At 65.6% G+C, this 21,672-nt stretch carries 18 protein-coding genes; 13 read left to right on the forward strand and 5 right to left on the reverse strand.

Annotated features, from left to right (window positions below; all coding sequences use genetic code 11):
* The first annotated feature begins 10 nt into the window (after positions 1-10).
* On the forward strand, positions 11-397 hold the full coding sequence (gene gcvH, locus ACLL97_RS17475) for a glycine cleavage system protein GcvH (RefSeq protein WP_411281760.1): 387 nt from the start codon (positions 11-13) through the stop codon (positions 395-397).
* A gap of 689 nt (positions 398-1,086) precedes the next feature.
* Here gcvH and gcvP read toward each other — a convergent pair.
* The gene (gene gcvP, locus ACLL97_RS17480; RefSeq protein ID WP_411281761.1) at positions 1,087-3,984 is read right to left on the reverse strand and encodes an aminomethyl-transferring glycine dehydrogenase; all 2,898 of its coding nucleotides are present in this window, start codon (positions 3,982-3,984) and stop codon (positions 1,087-1,089) included.
* Between the two features lie 108 nt (positions 3,985-4,092).
* Here gcvP and ACLL97_RS17485 point away from each other — a divergent pair, with 108 nt between their 5' ends.
* The 7 genes from ACLL97_RS17485 to ACLL97_RS17515 all read left to right on the forward strand — a co-directional run bounded on the left by ACLL97_RS17485 (position 4,093) and on the right by ACLL97_RS17515 (position 12,158).
* Entirely contained in the window at positions 4,093-4,938 is an 846-nt protein-coding gene (locus tag ACLL97_RS17485; RefSeq protein ID WP_411281762.1) for a biotin/lipoate A/B protein ligase family protein, read from the forward strand.
* A 76-nt stretch (positions 4,939-5,014) separates the two neighbouring features.
* Positions 5,015-6,673 (forward strand): peptide ABC transporter substrate-binding protein, encoded by a 1,659-nt coding sequence (locus tag ACLL97_RS17490; RefSeq protein WP_411281763.1) that lies wholly within the window; start codon positions 5,015-5,017, stop codon positions 6,671-6,673.
* A 17-nt stretch (positions 6,674-6,690) separates the two neighbouring features.
* Positions 6,691-7,638, forward strand: coding sequence for an ABC transporter permease (locus ACLL97_RS17495; RefSeq protein ID WP_411281764.1), 948 nt, complete (start codon positions 6,691-6,693; stop codon positions 7,636-7,638).
* Entirely contained in the window at positions 7,635-8,507 is an 873-nt protein-coding gene (locus ACLL97_RS17500; protein ID WP_411281765.1) for an ABC transporter permease, read from the forward strand. Before ACLL97_RS17495 ends, ACLL97_RS17500 begins: the two co-directional genes overlap by 4 nt.
* Positions 8,508-8,509: 2 nt before the next feature.
* Positions 8,510-9,580 carry an ABC transporter ATP-binding protein gene (locus ACLL97_RS17505; protein WP_411281779.1) on the forward strand — a complete coding sequence of 357 codons (1,071 nt, stop codon included), beginning with the start codon at positions 8,510-8,512 and terminating at the stop codon, positions 9,578-9,580.
* Positions 9,577-10,602: an ABC transporter ATP-binding protein gene (locus tag ACLL97_RS17510; protein ID WP_411281766.1), complete on the forward strand. Its 1,026-nt coding sequence runs from the start codon at positions 9,577-9,579 to the stop codon at positions 10,600-10,602. The genes ACLL97_RS17505 and ACLL97_RS17510 overlap by 4 nt, the downstream gene beginning before the upstream one ends.
* Entirely contained in the window at positions 10,599-12,158 is a 1,560-nt protein-coding gene (locus ACLL97_RS17515) for a peptide MFS transporter (RefSeq protein WP_411281767.1), read from the forward strand. Before ACLL97_RS17510 ends, ACLL97_RS17515 begins: the two co-directional genes overlap by 4 nt.
* A gap of 160 nt (positions 12,159-12,318) precedes the next feature.
* Here ACLL97_RS17515 and ACLL97_RS17520 read toward each other — a convergent pair whose 3' ends face one another.
* Genes ACLL97_RS17520 through ACLL97_RS17530 form a run of 3 tightly spaced genes read right to left on the reverse strand, consistent with a single transcriptional unit; the run spans position 12,319 to position 15,496 of the window.
* Positions 12,319-14,100: a hypothetical protein gene (locus ACLL97_RS17520; RefSeq protein WP_411281768.1), complete on the reverse strand. Its 1,782-nt coding sequence runs from the start codon at positions 14,098-14,100 to the stop codon at positions 12,319-12,321.
* Entirely contained in the window at positions 14,097-14,708 is a 612-nt protein-coding gene (locus ACLL97_RS17525; protein WP_411281769.1) for a hypothetical protein, read from the reverse strand. Before ACLL97_RS17525 ends, ACLL97_RS17520 begins: the two co-directional genes overlap by 4 nt.
* Before the next feature lie 56 nt (positions 14,709-14,764).
* The gene (locus ACLL97_RS17530; RefSeq protein WP_411281770.1) at positions 14,765-15,496 is read right to left on the reverse strand and encodes a hypothetical protein; all 732 of its coding nucleotides are present in this window, start codon (positions 15,494-15,496) and stop codon (positions 14,765-14,767) included.
* 142 nt (positions 15,497-15,638) lie between these two features.
* Here ACLL97_RS17530 and ACLL97_RS17535 point away from each other — a divergent pair, with 142 nt between their 5' ends.
* Entirely contained in the window at positions 15,639-17,480 is a 1,842-nt protein-coding gene (locus tag ACLL97_RS17535) for a glycosyltransferase (protein WP_411281771.1), read from the forward strand.
* A 51-nt stretch (positions 17,481-17,531) separates the two neighbouring features.
* Here the strand turns inward: ACLL97_RS17535 and ACLL97_RS17540 are convergent, their stop codons facing one another.
* Entirely contained in the window at positions 17,532-17,747 is a 216-nt protein-coding gene (locus tag ACLL97_RS17540) for a hypothetical protein (protein ID WP_411281772.1), read from the reverse strand.
* A 181-nt stretch (positions 17,748-17,928) separates the two neighbouring features.
* Between ACLL97_RS17540 and lipA the strand changes: the two genes are divergently transcribed.
* From lipA to ACLL97_RS17560, 4 genes are all read left to right on the forward strand, one after another.
* The gene (gene lipA, locus ACLL97_RS17545) at positions 17,929-18,837 is read left to right on the forward strand and encodes a lipoyl synthase (protein ID WP_411281773.1); all 909 of its coding nucleotides are present in this window, start codon (positions 17,929-17,931) and stop codon (positions 18,835-18,837) included.
* A gap of 84 nt (positions 18,838-18,921) precedes the next feature.
* Positions 18,922-19,971, forward strand: a complete 1,050-nt coding sequence (gene pdhA / locus ACLL97_RS17550) for a pyruvate dehydrogenase (acetyl-transferring) E1 component subunit alpha (RefSeq protein ID WP_411281774.1) — start codon at positions 18,922-18,924, stop codon at positions 19,969-19,971.
* A 13-nt stretch (positions 19,972-19,984) separates the two neighbouring features.
* Positions 19,985-20,965, forward strand: a complete 981-nt coding sequence (locus tag ACLL97_RS17555; RefSeq protein WP_411281775.1) for a pyruvate dehydrogenase complex E1 component subunit beta — start codon at positions 19,985-19,987, stop codon at positions 20,963-20,965.
* 10 nt (positions 20,966-20,975) lie between these two features.
* Positions 20,976-21,672 (forward strand): biotin/lipoyl-containing protein (locus ACLL97_RS17560; protein ID WP_411281776.1); only part of this gene is annotated, 697 nt, incomplete at its 3' end.

A 21,672-nucleotide genomic window follows, 5' to 3' on the forward strand; every position in this document is an offset into this window, starting at 1 on the left:
TGGAGTCCTTGTGTCGAACATCCCCGCCGATCTGCGCTACACCAAGGAGCACGAATACATCCGCTCCACCGACGACACCTCGATCGTGGCCATCGGGATCACGGATTTCGCGCAGGGTGAGTTGGGCGACATCGTGTACGTCGAACTGCCGAAGGTCGGCGCCACATATGGCGCGCATGACGTGTTCGGCACCGTGGAAGCCGTGAAGGCTGTCTCGGAGCTGTTTATGCCGGTGGCCGGCGAAGTGGTCGAGACGAATGGTCGCCTCGACGGCGAGCCAGCATTAATCAACACGGACCCGTATGGCGACGGCTGGATGATCAAGGTGCGCGTCGCGGCCGGCGGTGACGCAGGGCTGCTGTCGGCCATCGAGTACAAGAGCGTGGTGGGCGAGTAGTTCTTTCGCGTGGGCGGGATTGTGGTGCGTGGGGCCCCGGGCAGTTTGCTCGGGGCCCTTTGCTGTAGCGGCCGGGTTGGGGGTTGGGCGTGTGCAACCGCCCCGGTCGGAGCGTGGGCTCCCGTTCGCGGCGTTCCTGTGGCGGCGGGCTTGGGTACGCCGCGCCGTGTTCGCGCGCCCGCCACCGAGAGCCGCGCTCGGGACCCACTCCCCTCGCGGGGCTCGCAGAAGGGCAACCAGCCGTGCGCCCCGTTCACAACGGCCGCGAACACCGGCACCGCCACGTCGTTCCACACCCCAGACCGCGATGAGTCCCCACTCGCCGGTGGTCCGCACGTGCCACTCCCCAGCCACCACGCGACGTGGTCACGCCGAGGGATGGAATCCCGTCGCGAGCTTTCGGGAATCACGGCGATCGCGCAGGGGCACGGCCCCCGCCCCCGCACTCCGCGCGGACGTCAGCGGCGGCCGGGCCGGGCGTCCCCTGAGCGGTTCTCTGTGGCGGGCGCACAAGCCCCGCGCGGCGCTCCCACGCCCGCCGCCACAGGAAAGCCGCGAAGGAGATGACCCGCGCCCGGCCACCGCGGCTCGCCGCACGACAGCCCATAGCCCATAGCCCATAGCCCATAGCAAAAACGGCGTGCATGCCGAAGCATACGCGCCGTTCGCACCAACTCATCACACCAACCTTACGACGTCGCGTACGACTCGATCGGCGGACACGAGCAGACCAGGTTGCGATCCCCGAACGCGCTTTCGACGCGACCGACGTACGGCCAGAACTTCCGCTCGCGCGTAAACGCCGTCGGATAGGCCGCCTGCTGACGGGTGTACGGGCGATCCCACGCGTCACTCGTGACATGCGCGGCCGTGTGCGGCGCGCGCTTGAGCACGTTGTTGTCGCGATCCGCTTCACCGCGTTCAACGGCCGCGATTTCGTCGCGAATTCCGATCATCGCCTCGATGAACCGGTCGAGCTCCGCCTTCGACTCGCTCTCCGTGGGCTCCACCATCAACGTACCGGCCACCGGGAACGACAGCGTCGGCGCATGGAAGCCATAGTCCATTAAACGCTTCGCGATGTCTTCCGCTTCCACTCCCGACGCGCTCTTCACGCCGCGCGTGTCAAGAATGCACTCGTGCGCGACCAGACCGTTCTGTCCGCGATAAAGGACCGGGTAGTGCGCCTCGAGCTGCTTCGCCACGTAGTTCGCGTTCAGAATCGCCACCTTGGTCGCCGTGGCGAGTCCTTCGCCGCCCATCAGTTTGATGTACACGTAGGAGATCGGCAAGATGCTCGCGCTGCCCCACGGTGCCGCCGAGATTGGGCCGATCGCGTGCGTCCCTCCGGTGGCAATCACCGGATGCGTGGGGAGGAACGGCACCAGCTGCGGCGCCACGCCGATCGGACCCATGCCCGGTCCACCACCACCGTGCGGAATGCAGAACGTCTTGTGCAGGTTCAAATGGCACACGTCGGCCCCGAGATCGCCCGGACGCGACACACCCACCATCGCATTCATGTTGGCACCGTCCATGTACACCTGGCCGCCATGCGCATGGATAATCGACGTGATCTCCTTGATGCGCGCTTCGAACACCCCGTGCGTGCTCGGATATGTCACCATCAGCGCACCGAGATCGGCCGTGTGCTGCTCCGCCTTGGCACGCAGATCGTCCACATCGATGTTGCCGTCGGTGTCCGTCTTCACCACGATCACCGAGAAGCCCGCCATCACGGCGCTCGCCGGGTTCGTGCCGTGAGCCGACTGAGGAATGAGACACACCGTCCGGTGCGCGTCGCCGCGCGACTGGTGGTAGGCACGGATCACCAGCAATCCGGCGTACTCGCCCTGCGAGCCCGCGTTCGGCTGCAGTGACACCCCGGCAAACCCGGTCACTTCGGCCAGATCATGTTCGAGTTCGTCGAACAGCTGGGCGTAGCCCTGCGCCTGCTCGGTGGGCGCGAACGGATGCAGCTGACCGAACTCGGGCCACGTGACCGGAATCATCTCGGCGGTGGCATTCAACTTCATCGTACAGGAACCGAGCGGAATCATCCCGTGGACGAGGGAGAAGTCGCGCGCCTGCAACGCATACATGTACCGCAGCATGTCGGTCTCGCTGCGATACCGATGAAACGTGGGATGCGTGAGGAACGGCGAGACCCGGCGAAAGCGCTCGTCGTAACGCGTATCCACGCCGGCAGTGACGTCGGCATACGAAAAGTCGACGGCGGCGTTGTTGTTGAACACCGTCCAGAGATCGGCGACATCGCGCTCCGTCGTCGTCTCGTCGAGCGCCACCGTAATCGTGCCTGGCTCGAGCACGCGCAGATTTAGGCGATGGGCAGCCGCGGCCGCGAGGATGTCTTCCTGACCATGCGCGCCCACTTCCACCCGCACCGTATCAAAGAAATTCTCGTGCGTGATCGCGAAACCGAGCTTCTCGAAGCCCGCCGCCAACGTGGCGGCATGGCGATGCACGCGCTCGGCGATCGTCACGAGACCGTCCGGTCCGTGGTACACGGCGTACATCGCCGCCATCACCGACAACAGCACCTGCGCGGTGCAGACGTTGCTGGTGGCCTTCTCGCGACGGATGTGCTGCTCGCGCGTCTGCAACGCCATGCGCAGCGCGGGCTTGCCTTCGGTATCACGCGAGAGACCGATGATACGACCCGGAAGCAGTCGTTTGAATTCGTCGCGCGTGGCGAAAAATGCGGCATGTGGTCCACCGTAACCCATCGGCACACCGAAGCGCTGCGTGTTGCCGACGACGATGTCGGCGCCCCACTCTCCCGGGGGTGCCAGCAGACACAACGCCAGGAGATCGCTGGCCACCGTGACCAGCGCGCCGGCGAGGTGTGCCGCTTCGCAGAGGCCGCGATAGTCGACCACGGCGCCATCGGTGCCCGGATACTGCAGCAGCATACCGAACACCGTGTCGTTGAAGGCGAAGGCGCGCGGATCGCCCACCTGCACCACAATACCTCGCGCCGCGGCACGCGCCTCGACCACCGCGATCGTCTGCGGATGACAGTCGCTGCCGATCAGGAACACGTTGCGCGTGGCCGTGCCGCGCGAGCCAAAGCAGAGCGCCATCGCTTCCGCCGCCGCCGTGCCTTCATCCAGCAGCGAGGCGTTCGCGATCTCGAGCCCGGTGAGGTCGATCACCATCGTCTGATAATTCAGCAGCGCCTCGAGTCGACCCTGCGCGATCTCGGCCTGATACGGCGTGTAGGCTGTGTACCACGCCGGATTCTCCATGATGTTGCGCAGAATCACGTTCGGCGTGTGCGTGCCGTAGTACCCCATGCCGATGAACGAGCGGTATACCGAATTGCGCGACGCGATCGTCTTCAGCGCACTGAGCACCTCGGCCTCGTTGCGCGCCGGACCCGTGTTGAGGGTGCCGCGGAAACGGATGCTTTCCGGCACGACGGCGTCGATGAATGCATCAAGGGAGTCGTAGCCGAGCGCGGCGAGCATCGCCTGCTGTTCGGCGGCACTCGGACCGAGATGACGCGGAATAAACGAATCGACCGCGACCGGCGCGGACGAGATGGTGCGCGTGCCCATGACCATCCTCAAACGGGCCAAGCCCGTGCAAGCGTCGTGAAATCGTTGGGGGCCACTGAGGCGCGTTTCGCCCGTGACCTTGTAAATTTAACTACAGTGATGGCTTCCCGAGTCGTGCCCCCAATCGCTGCCGCGACAGCGCAGTCTGGACCGCCTCCCTGCGGCGCGTCGACCACCGTGATGCCCCGACAGTGGGCGTTTCTGCGCTCGACGGCCGCCGGTGGCGTCACGAACATGGCCATCGACAGCGCACTGCTGGAGCTGGCGGGCGCCGAGCATCGCGCCGTGTGGCGATGCTATGCGTGGGAGAGTCCGACCATTTCGTTCGGCCGGAACGAACGGACGAAGGGCCGCTTCTCGCCATCTCGGCTGCGCGACGCGGGCCTTCGCGCGGTGCGCCGCCCGTCCGGGGGTCGCGCGCTGCTGCACGCGCGCGAAGTCACGTACAGCGTAGCGATGCCGCTCGACGATCAGCTCTCCTGGCGGTTGGCGTACGCCGCCGTGAACGACGTCCTGCTGCGCGCGCTGCAGTCGCTGGGCGTGCCGGCGCAGCTGGTCACGGACGCCAATGCGTCGGCGGTCGCGCCCGATGGGCCGGTCTGCTTCGACCGACCGGCAGTCGGCGAGATCATGGTACGCGGCCGAAAGCTCGTGGGCAGCGCGGTGTGGCGGCAAGGCGGCGCCTACCTCCAGCACGGCAGCATTTTGCTGGCCGACGATCAGGCACGGCTGACCGCCGTGGCCGACGTGCCGTTGCCATGTCCACCGCCGGCGGCGTCGTTGGCGGATTGTGCGCCGTCGCAGGCCCATTGGGAGGTGGTGGTGGATGCCCTCGCCATGTCGCTCGCCTCGTCGCTTGCCGTGTCGCCCGAGCCCTTCGTCCCCCCCCGTGACTTTTCGCAGCGGGTAGCGTCGCATCACGCCGTCCTCGGTCAGGACGACTGGCTCTGGCGCCGATAGAGAGCGACGGGCATCGTACCCTCGTGTGGTCGCTTCGATGATCCACCCATCTGTCTTTCACGGACTACCGCCTCTCATGCGCCTCTCGCACACCCGTTGGCTGGCCAGTCTGCTGTGCTTCACACTCGCCGCGTGTCCCCCTCCCGATAGGGTTGGTGAGACCGGCGGCACGCTGATCGTGACCGTACCCGCCGAACCGTCCACGCTGTTCCCTCCACTGCTTTCCGGGACGCAAGGCGCGGCCATCGTCGGCGTGATCTTCGATCGCCTCGCCGAGATCGGCGACGGTCTCGAGACGTATGGGGACCGCGGTTTTCAGCCGCGACTGGCCACGTCATGGAGCTGGTCCACCGACTCGCTGTCCATTGCCTTTGCGCTCGATTCGCTAGCCCGTTGGCACGACGGGCAGCCCGTGACCGCCGAGGACGTGCGCTACACGTTCCGCGTCTACACGAGCGACTCACTGGTGGTCGAACTGAAATCACTGCTCGGCAATATCGACTCGGTGTCGGTCCGTGACCCGCGCACCGCCGTCTTCTGGTTCAAGCGGCGCATGCCACGGCAGTTCTATGACGCCACGTATCACATGTATGTGTTGCCGTCGCACCTGCTCGACACGATTTCCATGGCCAAGCTCGAGAGCGCGTCGTTCGGACGCAATCCCGTGGGGTCGGGTCGTTTCCGTTTTGCGCGGTGGGCGCCTGGTCAGCGCATCGAGATCATTGCCGATACGGCGAACTCACGCGGGCGGGCGCTGCTTGATCGGGTGATCTGGAGCATTGCGCCCGACTTCGGATCCTCGACGGTGAAGCTTTTTGCCGGCGAAGCGGATTTCCTCGAGCAGCTTCGTCCTGAGAATCTGACGCAGGTTGCGCGCACCCCGTCGCTGCGACTGATCGACAACCGCGCGCTGAGCTACGGCTTCCTTGGATTCAATTTTCGCGACAGCAAGAACCCGTCGCGTCCCAACGTGCTGTTCGGCGATCCACACGTGCGACGCGCCCTGCACATGGCCGTCGATCGTGAGCGACTCGTGCGCAACGTCTTCGATTCGCTGGGTATGGTCGCGCTGGCGCCTGCTCCGCGCGCGCTGATCCCCGATACCTCGGCCTTCAAGCAGCTCCCATACGACGTCGCGACCGCGAAAGCGCTGCTCGATTCTGCGGGATGGCGCGACCGCGACGGCGACGGCGTGCGCGACCGCGACGGCGTGTCGCTCGCCTTCAATATCCTCATCCCCAGCAGCAGCGCCTCGCGGCAACGCTATGCGGTGCTGTTGCAGGAGCAATATCGGGCGATCGGCGTGAAGGCGACGCCGCAGGTTCTCGAGAACAACGCCTGGAGCGATGCCGTCGACAGTCATGTATTCGATGCCTATCTCGGTGCATGGCAGCCAAGCCCAGGGCTGGTCGGACTGATGCAGACGTGGGCCTCACGGGGGAGCTCCAACGCCGGCCGATATGATAGTCCCGTGTTCGATGCGCTCCTCGACAGCGCGCTCACGACGTTCGATCCGTCCACCAGCCGCCGCTACTGGGCACGGGCGTTTCAGCAGATTGTCGACGACGTGCCGGCCGTCTGGCTTTATGAGCAGCGTTCGCCGGTGGCGATCCATCGTCGCTTCATCACCACGCCGCTGCGGGCCGACGGCTGGTTTGTCGGTCTCGCGGATTGGCGCGTCGATCCCGCCCAGCGCATCGATCGCGATCGCATCGGACTGGGGACGCCTCCCTGACCACCATCGCCCGTCGCGTGATCCTGCGCGTTGCGCAGGGCGCGACCGTCGTCTTCGCGGCCGCCACCCTCGCCTTCGTACTGCTTCAGCTCGCGCCGGGCGACCCCGCCACCGCCCTCGGTGAAGGCATTTCGCCGGAACTGCGGGCCACGATCCGCACGCAGTACGGGCTCGATGACTCCATCGCCGTGCAGTACGGTCGATGGCTTTCGTCGCTCCTGCGCGGCGATCTGGGCTGGTCGCGCGATCAGCATCGTCCGGTAGCGGCCGTGCTCTCGGACGCCCTACCTCGGACGCTCTTTCTTATGGGATGCGCGCTCAGCGTGAGTCTCGTGGGCGGCATGCTGGTCGGCGCCTGGCAGGGCGCGCGCGCAGGGTCGCGCCGCGACCGGGCCACGTCGACCGCCCTGCTCGTCCTCTATTCGCTGCCGGAGTTCTGGCTGGCGTTGGTGTTGGTGGTGCTCTTCGCGCACTACCTGCGCTGGCTCCCGGCCACTGGCATCACCGGCGACATGTACGACTACATGAACACGCGGGAGCAACTCCTTGACCGCCTCCGTCATCTGGTCTTGCCACTCGCGTCGCTCTCACTGGTCGGCGTCGCGGTCTTTGCGCGCTATCAACGCAACGCGATGCAGGACAGCATGGCCCAGGCCTTCGTGCGCACCGCCCGCGCCAAGGGTCTCACCGAATCGGCCGTGCGCCGTGAGGCGTGGCGCAGCGCGCTGCTGCCGGTGATCACGATGACCGGCGTGATGCTGCCCGCACTGATCACCGGGGCCGTGTTCGTGGAGCGAGTGTTCTCGTGGCCCGGTATGGGGTTCGCCATGATCCGCGCGATCGAAGCCCGCGACTATCCGGTGGTCTCCGCCGGCGTGATTCTCGGGAGCGCCCTCACGGCCTGCGGTGCGGCCCTCGCCGACATCGCGCGGGAAATCGCCGACCCACGACTGCGCAGCCCGTGAGGGACCGCCTCTCGCCGGCCTTCGTGCTGATCGCGCTGCTCGTGGCAGTGGTCGTGGCCGGACCGCTGCTATCGCCGCACGCACCGAATGCGCAGCTCGACATCATCGCACTTCGCAGTCAGGCCCCGTCGCTGGCACATCCCTTCGGCACCGATGCCGTGAGCCGCGATGTCTTGAGCCGTGTGCTCGATGGCGGACGTGTTTCGCTGGCACTCGCCATCCTGTCAGTCTCGTTGTCACTCGTCGTCGCCACGCTCTACGGCGCGCTCTCGACATTGGTCGGTGGCGTCGTCGATACCACCATGCGCCGCCTGCTGGATGTCGCGTTGTCGATCCCGCGCCTGCTGGTGCTGCTGGCGGTGGGTGCGCTCTGGGGCGCGCTGTCATTTCCCGCCTTGGTGCTGCTGATCGGCTTCACGGGGTGGTTCGATGCCGCGCGACTCATCACCGACGAGCTGCACGCGCTCAGCACGCGGGAGTTCGCCGTAGCCGCTCGGGCAATGGGTGTCCGTGGCCCGCGACTCCTCTGGCGGCACCTGCTGCCACACCTGCTGCCGACGCTCGTGATCACCGCCAGCTTCGGGGTCGCCGGCACGATCGCCTTGGAGGCAGGACTCAGCTATCTGGGACTCGGCATCCAGGCGCCGCAGGCAAGTTGGGGGACGATTCTCCGCGACGGCGCGGGGGTTGTCCAGAGCGAATGGTGGCTTTCCCTGTTCCCCGGTATGGCCACCGTCTTCGCCGTGCTTGCCTGTAATGCCCTCGGCGACGCCTTGCGCGAGCGGTTCGCACCGAATCACGTTCCGAGTCTCGCCTCGCGTCTCGACGCGGCGCCTGCCCCTTCCTCTCCCCGTACCGTGCGCCCGTGACGATTTCTGCCACACGCGACTCAACGACCGCGCCCGATCGTCCGCTGCTCGATGTGCACGCCCTGCAGATCGCCTTTCCAGCGGCGACCAGTGCGGGAGGCACCAGCGTAGCGCGCCCCGTCGATGGCGTGTCGTTCACGGTCGCACGTGGCGAGTCAGTCTGCCTGGTCGGCGAGTCCGGATGCGGGAAGTCGCTCACGGCGCTGTCGCTCCTTCGACTGGTGCCGCCACCTGGCCGGATCGAGTCGAGCAGCCGAATCCTGTTCGACGGCAGCGATCTGCTGACGCTCGATGACGAGCGACTGCGCGCAATTCGCGGTCAGCACATGGCGATGATCTTCCAGGAGCCGATGACGGCGCTGAATCCCGTGCTCACCGTCGGTGCCCAAATCGCGGAAGTGCTGCGCGTGCACACGACCCTCTCGCGACGGGACGCATGGACGCGCACGGTGGACATGCTGGCGCAGGTCGGCATCGCCGACGCGGCCGCACGCGCCAAGCAGTACCCGCATGAACTCTCGGGCGGCATGCGCCAGCGTGTGATGATCGCGATGGCACTCATCATGTCGCCGAAGCTGGTCATCGCCGACGAACCGACCACCGCACTCGACGTCACGATTCAGGCGCAGATCCTCGAGCTGCTGCGCGATCTGCGAGCGCGTACGGGAATGGCGTTGTTGCTGATCACGCACGACCTTGGCGTGGTCGCTGAGATGGCCTCGCGCGTGATCGTGATGTACGCCGGCCGCGTGGTCGAGGAAGCGAACGTCAACGATCTCTTTGCTGCGCCAAGCCATCCGTACACGGAGGGACTGCTGGCCGCGATCCCGAAGCTCGGACAGGAAGCGGAGCGCCTGCAGACGATTTCGGGCTCCGTCCCGCCGCCCACCGCGCTGCCGAGTGGATGCACGTTCCGCGACCGTTGCCCCTATGCCTTCGAACGCTGCGCGACGGAAGAGCCGGCGTTACTGCAGGTGGCATCGGCCCATCGGGCCCGCTGTCATCTCATCGAAGAGCCAGCACGGCGCGACGGCACGCGGCGGGCCGTCACGCATGACGTGACACGCGCATGAACACCCCGGCGACGAGTACACCCACCACTCCGCTGCTCGCGGTGCGCAATCTCACCAAACACTTTCCGATTCGCACGGGCCTGTTACAGCGCATTACCGGTGCCGTGAAAGCGGTGGACGGCGTGTCGTTCGACGTGCACGCGGGTGAAACCTTGGCGCTGGTGGGCGAATCGGGGTGCGGCAAGACGACCACGGGCCGCTCGATCCTCCGCCTGATCGAACCGACGTCCGGGACGGTGCACTTCGACGGAACCGACGTGCTGGCGTTGCGCGGCGAAGCGCTGCGACGCCTGCGGCGTCGCATGCAGATCATTTTTCAGGATCCGTACGGTTCGCTCAATCCGCGCATGACCGTGGGTGCCGCGATCAAGGAGGGGTTGATCGTGCACGGACTCGCCGAAGGCGGCGATGCCGACCGTCGTGTTACGACACTACTGGACGAAGTGGGGCTGCGTGCCGAGTACGCGTCTCGCTATCCGCACGAATTCTCCGGCGGCCAGCGGCAGCGTATCGGGATCGCGCGCGCACTGGCGGTTGAGCCGTCCTTCATCGTGTGCGACGAACCAGTGTCGGCGCTCGACGTGAGTGTGCAGGCGCAAGTCGTCAATCTGCTGCGGGACCTGCAGCGCGAGCGCGGCCTCTCGTATCTGTTCATCGCGCACGATCTCGCGGTCGTCGCGCACATGGCCGATCGGGTGGCCGTGATGTATCTCGGCCGCATCGTCGAGCTGGCGCCGCGCCGCACGATCTTCAGCACGCCGCTAATGCCGTACACGCAGGCCCTGCTGTCCGCTGTGCCGGTCCCCGATCCGACGGCCAAGCGCCAACGCATTCTCCTGCCGGGCGATCCGCCATCTCCGGCGAACCCACCCAGCGGCTGCGTATTTCACCCGCGCTGTCCGAATCCACTCAAGGATGCGGAGTGCATGCGCGTGGTACCGCCGCTGGAGGAGAAGGCTCCCGGACACTTCGTGGCCTGTATCAAGCAACCGATTCTCCACCTTTCATCCAACGCGTCGTGACGCCTCCTTCACTCCGTACGGACTCGTCCGCATCGAACCCCGCCCACGATCGAGCGTTCTTCGGTCATCCGCGCGGACTCGGCCTGCTCTTCATGACCGAGATGTGGGAGCGCTTCTCCTTTTACGGGCTCCGGCCGCTGCTGGTGCTGTTCATGGCGGCGGCGCTCGCCGATGGCGGCTTCGGCTTCGACCGGCCCGCCGCATCGGCTATCGTGGGTATCTACGCCGCATCAGTGTATCTCGCGTCGCTGCCCGGTGGCTGGATCGCCGATCGTTGGTTGGGATTACGTCGCTCGATCCTGATCGGGGCCGTGCTGATCACCGGCGGGCACTTGTCCATCGGCATTTCCGGCATGGCCGGCGCGGGCATAGGCAAGATTTTCTTTTTCCTCGGTCTCGTGCTGATCGTGCTCGGCACCGGACTGCTCAAGCCAAACATCTCGGCCATCGTCGGCGATCTCTACCCCGAGGGCGGCGCGCGCCGTGACGCCGGCTTCTCGATCTTCTACATGGGCATCAACACCGGTGCGTTCATCGGTCAGCTCGTCACCGGATATCTGGGCGAGCGGGTCAGCTGGCACTGGGGTTTCGGCGCCGCCGGCGTGGGCATGCTGTGCGGCCTCCTCATGTTCTGGCTCAAAGCGAAGGATATGCTTGGCACGCTGGGCCAGGACATCGTGCGCGATCCCGATCCGGCCGTGCAAGCGAGGCGTGAAGGCGCCGTCCGCAATTACACGATCGCCGGTCTCTCCGTGCTTGCGCTCGTATTCGTGCTGGCGAGTGCCGGCGTCGTCGCACTCGATCCGCAGGCGATCGGCGGCGTGATGACGTTCGTACTCGTCGGCATCGCCGTCGCGTTCTTCGGATTTCTGTTTGCGTTCGGGGGGCTCACCGGCGACGAGAAGCGGCGCTCCGGCGTGATCTTCGTGCTCTTCGTGTTCGCCGCAATCTTCTGGGCGGCTTTCGAGCAGGCACCGACATCACTGCAGCTGTTCGCCAACGACTTCACCGACCGGAATCTCTTCGGATTCGAGATCCCCGCCACGTGGTTTCAGTCGGTGAATTCGGCCTTCATCATTCTCTTGTCGCCGGTCTTCGCTGCGCTCTGGATCATGCTCGCCAAGCGCAACATCGACCTCTCGAGCCCAGCCAAGTTTGCACTCGGGCTCGCGTTGGCGGGTATTGGATTTCTGGTCATGGTCTTCGCGGCAAACCGCGTCGTCGCCAGCGGCGGCTCAGTCCTCGTGTCGCCGTGGTGGCTCATTGTGAGCTACATGCTCCAGACGATGGGCGAGCTGTTCGTGAGTCCGGTCGGCCTTTCGTCGATGACGAAACTGGCTCCGCGGCGATACGTCGGACAGATGATGGGCATCTGGTTCCTGGCCACATCCGTCGGCAACCTGGTGGCCGGACTCGTTGGCGGGCACGTGGATCCCACCAAGCTCGAACAAACGCCGCTCGTGTTCAGCGGCACGGCAATCGCGCTCTTCGGTGCGACCGTGATCCTCGCGCTGATGATCGTACCGATTCGCCGCCTGATGGCCACCGCGAAATAGCCATCGGCGTCGCGCCGCTCCGTGCGACTCACGTGAGTGGTGGGTTGTGAGTCAAAGTTTGGGGTCAGGAGACACCCACAACCCCAAACTTCAACTCAAAACTCGAGACTCACGTGAGTGGTGGGTCATGAGTCACCAAAACTGCGCCACCCGTCGAGCACTACGGCCAGGTGAAGAGGCTGGACGGTGCGGTGCGTTCACGTCCTGCCTGCACATCCCGCGGCTCGTTCCAGAATACACGGGACCGATCGATGCTCGAGAAGCGCACTTCGAATCGGCGCTGCGGATCGGCGCTGACCGGCAGCGCAAAGTCGACGCGCCACAGTCGCCGCGAACGCGGCGGAACGGCCGCAAGCACTGATACGCCGACCGCCCCACGCCACGGCGTCGAGATCGAATACGGCACCGATTGCTCGGCCCAGAGTCGACCGGCCTCGGCGAACCCGGCGAAGCCCACGTCGGCGATATTCAATCGCGTGGGCACCACGAGTCGCTGCTCCGCGCGGAACACCAGTCGCCGCGCTCCCGCCTGTCTCGAATTGCGATGGCCCATCACGCCGCCTTCGCGATCAGCGAGCGAGAGCTGAAAGGGCACGCGCATATCCCGACCCGCACTCCATTCCGACTCGACGACCGTAGTCTGGCGAACGGCGGGTCGAAAATACCAGGCCAGTCGCCCGCTGGTAACGAAATTGTCCCACGCCTTCGCGTCGCGATCATAGCGCCCTTCGGTGACCGCCTGCAGGCCCACGAAGCTGCGCGTTCCACCATACGCGCCGTACAGATTCGCGGCCACAAAATGATCACGATCACGCGCCTGCCGCACGAGGATCGAGCGGCCCGCAACCAGTCCGAGCTGCATCCCGACACGAACGTCCTGCGCGCCGGTGAGTGCATCGAACCCTTGCACCTGAACGAATCGAATGGCGCGCACGCCAAGGAGCGCATTCACTCGCACCACGCGTTGCGGTCGGAAGGTCGGCACGGCGACGTCGGTCGTGTCGGCTATCACGCCCTCGCGCGTGAGCAGCAACGATTGCTCGTCGGTGCGCTGCACTTCACGCGTGAGTGATGCACCGACCAGCCGCAAGCGCCCCACCGGTCCGACGCGTGTCACGGCACCAACGTTCGCAAATTCCCGTCGCACCGTGAGCGCATTGCGCGGCAGATCGCCGCGACGAAACTCAATCGGTTCGCGCGTGCCGCCCAGACTCCCAATCCACGCATATCGCTGCAGGTCGGTGTAGTACGGCCGGACGAATTCGAGCCGCATATCCTGCCCGAACCGATGACGCTGGGCCGAGAGGCGGAATTCGTTCCGTCCGCGTCCGAACGCATAGTTCTCGAGCTCGACGCCCAGCACATCGTTGTAGGCGCGGCCATCGCGCCAGTTGATCGCCGCCAGCGTGGCCGAGCCACCGAGATTCGAATCGCCGAAGCGCATGCCCCGCACCAGTGGCGACTTCGACTGCACCGTCGGCTCGAAGATCATGCTGAAATCGTCGCGCGTCTCCACTTCGAGCCGCACCCCGCCGGCCTCGTCATCGAAGACCCGGATACGGGCATCCACGAGGAATGGTTGCGCACGCAGAATGCGCTCCGATTCCGCGCGCTGAATCTGGTTACACGCCTCCCCGATCTTCATCAGGAGGAATCGCCGCACCACCTCGTCACGCGTATTGGCATGCGTCTTTCGAACCGTGCGTCGTACCCACTCGAGTCGTGTGGGAAGGCGCTCGGTAAACGGTGGCTGCGTGATCACGATGATATCGCTGATCGGTTGCCCTGCGCATCCCGTGACGGGAAGGCGGCCGCGACTCGAGACCGGAGGCTGCTTCTGCCCGTTGGCGCGCACATCCTGTGCCGACACGCTGTACCACGGAAGGCAGGCCGCCAGGCAGGCCGCCAGGCAGGCCGCGGCAAACGCACGACGCGTGCTCATTTGCCCAGTCGGCGCTTCAGGGCCGCCAGTCGCTCGTCCGCATCCGCCTCTCGCTCCGCCCGCGTACGTCGGGCCGGCGACAGCACTGGGTCTGCCTGCAGATCTGCCGGCGCGTCATCAAATACGTCGACGACGTCGTCGTCCGCACTCACGGTCGCGGCGTCGCCACGATCCAGATCCGCTCCCGAGTCGTTCGGCCGCGCGCCGCGAGCGCCTCCCGGTGCGACCCCCGACAGAATCAGGCGCAGCTCGCCCGCCATGTTTTCGTAGTCGCGTTCGGCGAGCGACAGTTCCTGCTGCTGCACCATCTGCTTGGTCTCGAGCATCGCCACCCGTTCCTGATGCTGCACGGCGAACCGTTCGGCGATCGCGACGGTTTCCTGGTCGTTGATCTCCGCCGCCAAGCCTTGCCGGCGACGCACCGTGTCCAGTTCAGCGCGCTCAGAGGCCAGGCGCGTGTGGGTCGTCGCGAGCGACGCACGCAAGTCGTTGAGCCCTAGCTTGGCGTGCACGAGCGCGTCGCGCATGGCCTGTGCTGCCGTGCGGCGTTCAGCTGGATCGAGGCGCGTGGAAAATCCGCGCAGGGCGTCGCGAAGCGGTTCGAACATGGGCGAGAAGAAGATCGGAGAAAGTACCCCTCGTGCGTCCGGAGATATAGTCGCGGCTAGTGGGAAAGCCGCCATCTCGTATCGTCATGCACCTGACGCATCAGGCGTTCCGGCGTGTGCACGTTGGGAAACAGCAGGCGGTCGCTCACCCCGTTGAGGGCCTCCCGCAACCGCGGAAAACGTTCCGCCGCCGCGGCGAAGAGTGGAGCCAGACCGTGCTCACCCGCCAGCCGGTGATCGGCGGCAAGCCGAAAGCCCCGTTGTCCCATCGCCTCGAAATACCCCAGATTCGGGCCACCTCGACGCCAACGCCGCTGTTCGATGTGATCGGGAAAGAGGCCGCTGAGCCACAACGCATAATTGCCCAGATGTGCCCTGGCCAGAAAGCTCCTCGACGCGTCGCTGCCCTCCAAATCGGCACCAAGCGAAGCAAGCGTGTCGTAGGTCGCGTCGTCGTGATCGGCGATTTGCCGCGCCCGCTGACGTAGCCCGAAGTGAAGCAGGATCGAGGCCACGTAGTCGGCGATCGGTCGATCGTCTTCACCGGCGGTGCGCAACGCATGCCGAACCAGCACATAGGTGAAGAGCGGCCACGAGGCGTGCGCCCCCTGTCGCGCGCTGAGCAGTCCTTCAAGGACCAGCGGATCGTCGAGCAACGGATCGAGCCCCTCATCGGCCATCTTGGCCTCGGCGTCGTCCTGTGCACGCCCTGACCCGCGAGCAACGAGCCGAACCACCAGTTGAGCATCTTCGCGCCCGAGCCGAGCGCGTGTATTCGCGAGAATCATGGTGCATCCCCCCCTGATTTCACGTACCCCGATCTCCCCACGCCGGAAACGCTCCGCCGGAGGCCTCTCTCTGTTATTATCGGACGCACACCAGTACGCCAGCGTTTTTCCTGCTGGCTCGCGCGTCCCGTTACCGGCTCCTGTGCTCTACCTCGCCATTCCCGCGCACAACGAGGTCGCCACCATCGGCGTCCTGCTTTGGCGGATCCGCACCGTGCTTGCTGAGTTTCCTCGCGAGTACGAGGTCGTCGTGTACGATGATGCGAGCTCCGATGAGACGGCGGAGGTGGCGGAGCAGTACGCGCACGCGATGCCTGTTACCGTGCTGCGGGGTGCGACCCACGTCGGATATGCCGGTGCCCTCGACGCCCTGATCCGACACGTCGCGGCCCAGACGCGCTACCCGCGTCGCGATGCCATGCTGCTGGTGCAGGGAGACTTCACCGATCCACCAGGCATCGTTCCGGAGTTCGCGCGACGCTTCGAAGGTGGTGCGGACTTGGTTGTCGGTGAGCGGATGGTAGTAGCCGATGCGCCGATGCCGGTGCGACGGCTGTTCAAAGCCGCGCATTGGGCCATGCGTCCGTTCGTGCGCGTGGATGGTGTGAACGACCTCACGGCCTCGATGCGCTTGATCCGGATTTCCGCGCTGCGCGATCTCGTGCGCCAGGCCGGCTCAGAGCCGATCTGCATTGGAGATTCGTGGACGGCGAACGCGGATTTGCTTTTGAAGCTGGTCCCATTCGCCCGTCGCGTCGAGTCGGTCCCGATGGAACCCACCTACGGCGTGCGGATGCGCGACACGCGTCGCGTGGCCGTGCGCGACGCCCTCGCGGTGCTCAAATGGGCGTGGGGTGCGCGGGGTCGTCGAGCGGTGGCGGGATCGGCCGCCGAGACGACGGGCGACGCCGAGCGCCGTCCATCGCGCAGTGGCGCGCCCGCCGGCAAACGCCGTGAAGAGGCCGAACTCTCGGTCGAGAAGCTACGAGAACGGGTGCGGGACCGCCCGCGCATCGAAGACGAAGAGTCGTTCAATGGCCGTCGTGAGGGCCGTCGTCGCGAGCGCGAGCGCGCGAAGGGCGAGCGGCCGGCCGATGAGCCGGGAGACGCACCGTCCGAGCGAGTTGCGGAGCGGCTGCCTGAGCGGGCACTAGAGCGAACGGCTGACAAGGTGGTCGCCGAAGCGCGTCCGCCTCGTACCGAACGTACGGAGCGCCCCAAGCGCCAGCGCCTGGATGTGACCGACGGGGACGTCAAGCCGGCGCGCCCTGAGCGCCTGCCGCGCGGCGAACGTGCCGCGCGGAGCGACACCCCGAAGCCGCCTCGTCGCGCGCGTGAGGAGCCGCGCTCCCCGTACAGCGATCCAACCGTCGAGCTCGATGATCCGTTTGCGGCCCCGGCGCCCAAGCGCGATGGCCCCGAAGGCGCACTCGATCGCGCCCTCGGACCGCTCGACCGCGACGGCCAGTCCGAGACTACGGCCGAGTCTGACGCGAACTTACCGAACGTCGAGCTCTCCCCCACACCGCCTGGGATCAACGATCGCGTCGATGATCGCGATGATGCCGATGATGCCGAGGGTGCCGAGGGTGCCGAGGGTGCCGAGGGTGCCGATGATGCCGAGGGTGGCGAGGGTGCCGAGGGTGGCGCGCCGCGCAAGAGGCGGCGGCGCAACCGTCGCTCGCGGCGCGGACGCGCCAAGAATGAGGGCACGACCGAAGGCCTCGACGAGGGCGCGTCCGACATCGCCGCTGAAGGCGGGACCGACGCCGCGCACGAACCGATCCTGGCTCACGACGAGACCGGCGATCCGCCTGAAGACGGCGACGACTCGGATCTCGATAGCGCCGCGCGCGCGCGCCGCCGCGGACGCCGCGGGCGTCGGGGCGGGGCCCGCCGCTCACGCGGCAAGCGTGACACGAACGGCGGCGAGAGCGGTGGGGCGGATGCCGACGGGAGCAACGACGGTGGCGGCGCAGGCTGAGCTCGGCGCACCGCACAACTCAGACGCGAGTAACCCCTGCCCGCGGTTCGATCAGCCGCGAATCGCCTTCTCGATTCGCTCCGCCGTACGAGGACTGACCACCCGGATCACAAAGTAGAGCACGGCCGCGATCAGCAGCACTCGGATCGCGAAGCCCAGGAGCATGAATAAAAGCCCGACCAGCGGACCTAGGAGCCCGAAGACCAACTTCAGGGCGACCAATCCAAGCATGGCGATCAGGCCGACGGTAAACAGCGTGCGGAGCATGGTCTGCCTCAGAGCAAAGTGGGGTTCGTTCCCCGTACGGTAGCCATCCCCCGAAGTTTCCGCACTCTGGGATTCCGGCTATTATTGTATTGATGGTTACCGAGCCGTTTCCCGAGAAGGCCCAGCGGACTACCTTCTCCTGATCACGTCCCGGACCACCCCGGGCCTTTCCCAGCAGAATATGGCCGAGCAGTTGGTTCAGATCATGGGACGCCACCGTCGCGAGCCGCTCCCTGAGCGTAAGCCGTCGTGGCTCAAGGTGAAGGCCCCTGGAGGCGCGAACTACGTGCGCCTCAAGCAGATGATGCAGGAACTCGACCTGCATACCGTCTGTCAGGAGGCCCACTGCCCCAACATCGGCGAATGCTGGGAGCATGGCACCGCCACTTTCATGATCCTCGGTGATGTCTGCACGCGCAATTGCGCGTATTGCGCTGTGTCCCATGGCCGTCCGCCCAAGTACGATATCGAGGAACCGTCGCGTGTCGGTCAGGCGATCGCGGAGCTCAACCTGCGGCACGCCGTCATCACCTCGGTCGACCGTGACGATCTCCCCGACTTCGGCGCCTTCATCTTCGCCGAAACGATTCGTCAGATCCATCAGCGTCTGCCGGGCTGCTCGATCGAAGTGCTCGTGCCCGATTTCCAGGGCAACGAAGACTCTATCCGCACCGTCCTCGACGCGCGCCCCGACATTTACAACCACAATACGGAAACGGTGCCGCGCCTGTACAAGAAGGCGCGCCCCGGCGGACGCTATGAGCGCCTGCTGGAAATCTTCCGAATTGCCAAGCGAATTGCGCCCGATATCCCCACCAAGACCGGCATCATTCTCGGTCTTGGAGAAACGAACGAAGAAGTCGTCCAGGTGATGACGGAGTTACGCGCCGTGGACGTCGACATCCTCACACTCGGGCAGTACCTGCGCCCCTCCGACGGACATATCGCGCTCGACCGGTATGTCACGCCCGACGAGTTTCGCGAACTGTACGTGGTCGGCATGCAGCTCGGTTTCAAGCACGTCGAGAGTGGTCCGCTCGTGCGTTCCAGCTATCACGCGTGGGAGCAGGTGCAAGCCGCCGGCGTGTAAGCGCGGTGCGTGCGCATTCACTCGTGCGTCCTCTCGGACGGATGAGCACTTCTCGACTCAGTTCCTCACCACCCGTCCACCCCCATGTCGACTGCCAAATCCAAGAAGAAGGGCGAGCCTGTGCGCGCCGATGCGACGGCTGAGGCCAACGCGTCGGACGGCACGTCGGCGGCCACGAACCGCGAGCTGCTCTATTCGATGCTGCTCCAGCGTCGATTCGAGGAGCGCGTCGCCGAGATGTACGCCATTGGTCGCATCGGCGGTTTCTGTCATTTGTATATCGGACAGGAAGCCATCTCCACCGGCGTAATTTCATTGCTGCGGGCGGATGATTACATCATCACGACGTATCGGGATCACGGACAGGCGTTGGCCCGCGGCATGACGCCGCGCGCCGCCATGGCGGAGCTGTTTGGACGGCAAGACGGCTGCGCGAAGGGGAAGGGCGGCTCGATGCACATGTTCGATAAGCAGCTCGGTTTTCTCGGGGGCCACGGCATCGTGGGAGGACACATCCCGATCGCGGCCGGCGTCGGCTTCGCGATCAAGTATCGCGGCGGCGATCAGGTCATCGTGTGCTTCATGGGTGAAGCCGCCGTGAACAATGGCGCATTCCACGAAGCGCTCAACATGGCCGCGCTCTGGAAGCTGCCGTGTCTGTTCATCATCGAGAACAACCGCTACGGCATGGGCACCGCGCTCGAGCGCGCGTCGGCCATTCACGATATTTACAAGCGCGGCGCGTCGTACGACATGCCGCGTGGCGTGGTAGACGGTCAGGACGTGCACGCCGTGCGCAAAGCGACCGTAGAAGCGATCGAACGCGCGCGCACGGACGGCACGCCAACGCTGCTGGAAATCCGCACCTACCGCTTCATGGGCCACTCGATGTCCGACGCGGTCAGCGGCACCTACCGCACGAAGGAAGAACTCGAGCAGTATCTCAAGCGTGATCCCATCGCCCTGCACCGTCAACGAATGGAAGAAGCCGGCGAGATCTCGCCCACCGACGTCGCCGCGATGGACGAAGCGATCAAGAAGATCGTGCAGGACAGCATCGACTTTGCTGAGCAGAGCCCGGAGTTGCCGCTTGAGGCGCTCATGGAAGACATCCTCGTCGAAACCACGAGCTGAGAGCCCAACGACCATGGCCGTGATCACCTACCGCGATGCGCTCAACATGGCGCTCCGCGAAGAAATGCACCGCGATGACCGTGTCTTCCTTATGGGTGAGGAAGTCGCCGTCTATCAGGGCGCGTACAAAGTCTCGAAAGGACTGCTGCAGGAATTTGGCGAGATGCGCGTGGTCGACACGCCGATCACCGAACTCGGGTTCACCGGCGTCGGCGTCGGCGCGGCGATGGCCGGCCTGCGTCCGATCATTGAATTCATGACCTGGAACTTCGCGCTGCTGGCGCTCGACCAGGTGGTCAACGCTGCCGCCAAGATGCTGTACATGTCGGGGGGACAGTTCCCGATGCCGATGGTGTTCCGCGGCCCGAACGGCGCGGCACTGCAGCTCGGGGCGCAGCACTCGCAGGCGTGGGAATCGTGGCTGGCGCACATTCCCGGACTCAAGGTCGTGGCCCCGGCCACGCCGTATGATGCGAAAGGCCTGCTGAAGGCAGCGATTCGTGATGACAATCCGGTCTGCTTCCTTGAAGGCGAAATGCTGTACAACACGAAGGGCGAAGTGCCCGATGACGATTACATCGTGCCGATCGGCAAGGCCGATCTCAAACGGGAGGGCGAGCACGTGTCGCTGATCTCACACGGCAAGATGGTGCTCGTGGCGCTGCAGGCCGCCGAGCAGATGGCGAAGGAAGGCATCACCTGCGACGTCGTCGATCTGCGCACAATTCGGCCAATGGACGTCGAGGCCATCACGAACTCCGTGAAGAAGACCAGCCGCTGTGTGGTCGTGGAGGAAGGATGGGAAGTGTGCGGCGTTGGCGCGCAGGTGGTCGACTACGTGCAGCGCCATTGCTTCGATTACCTCGATGCGCCGGTGCTTCGTGTGCACCAGGCCGACGCGCCGATGCCCTATGCCAAGAGTCTCGAAAAGGCCGCCAAGCCCGACTTGCCGAAGACGATCGCGGCAATCCGACAGGTTCTCTACCTCGACTGATAAAGCGATCATGGCAACCAAAGTGATGATGGAGGCACTCTCTCCCACGATGGAGGAAGGTCGCCTCGTGAAGTGGGTGAAGAACGTCGGTGATGCCGTGAAGACCGGCGACACCATCGGAGAAGTCGAGACCGACAAGGCGATCATGGAACTCGTCGCGCGCGGCGATGGGGTGCTGCGCGCGCAGTTGATCACCGAAGGCACCACGGCCGCCGTCGGTGCGGTGATCGGTGTGATCGCGGCTGCCGACGAAGACATCGCCGCACTGACCGGCGGAGTCGCGCCGGCACCGGCCGCGTCGACCGCACCAGCAGCACCAGCAGCACCAGCAGCACCAGCAGCACCAGCAGCACCAGCTGCAGCACCCGCACCCGCGCCAGTGGTCGCTGCGCCCGTTGTGCCGGCCGCCAGAGCCGTCGCGGCACCGATCGCACCCGAGCCCAAGGTCGTCCCGGCGCTCAAGCTGCCACCAACAAGTTTCGTATTGCGCCATGCCGAGGGCGCGATCACGTTGCCCGAAGGGCGGAGCGAGTGCATGGTCGGCCGGCCAGACCCTGCCACCGGTGCCATTCCGGAGATCAATCTCGGCCCGCTCGATCTGGCGCGGAGCTTGAGCCGTCGTCACGCCCGCCTCTTGCTCAGCGCCGGCGTGGTCAGCTTGCGCGAGGAGCCTGGCGTATCCAATGGCACCTGGGTCAATGGCGAAC

Origin of the sequence: Gemmatimonas sp. (assembly GCF_046594945.1) — a bacterium.
Taxonomy (GTDB): domain Bacteria; phylum Gemmatimonadota; class Gemmatimonadetes; order Gemmatimonadales; family Gemmatimonadaceae; genus Gemmatimonas.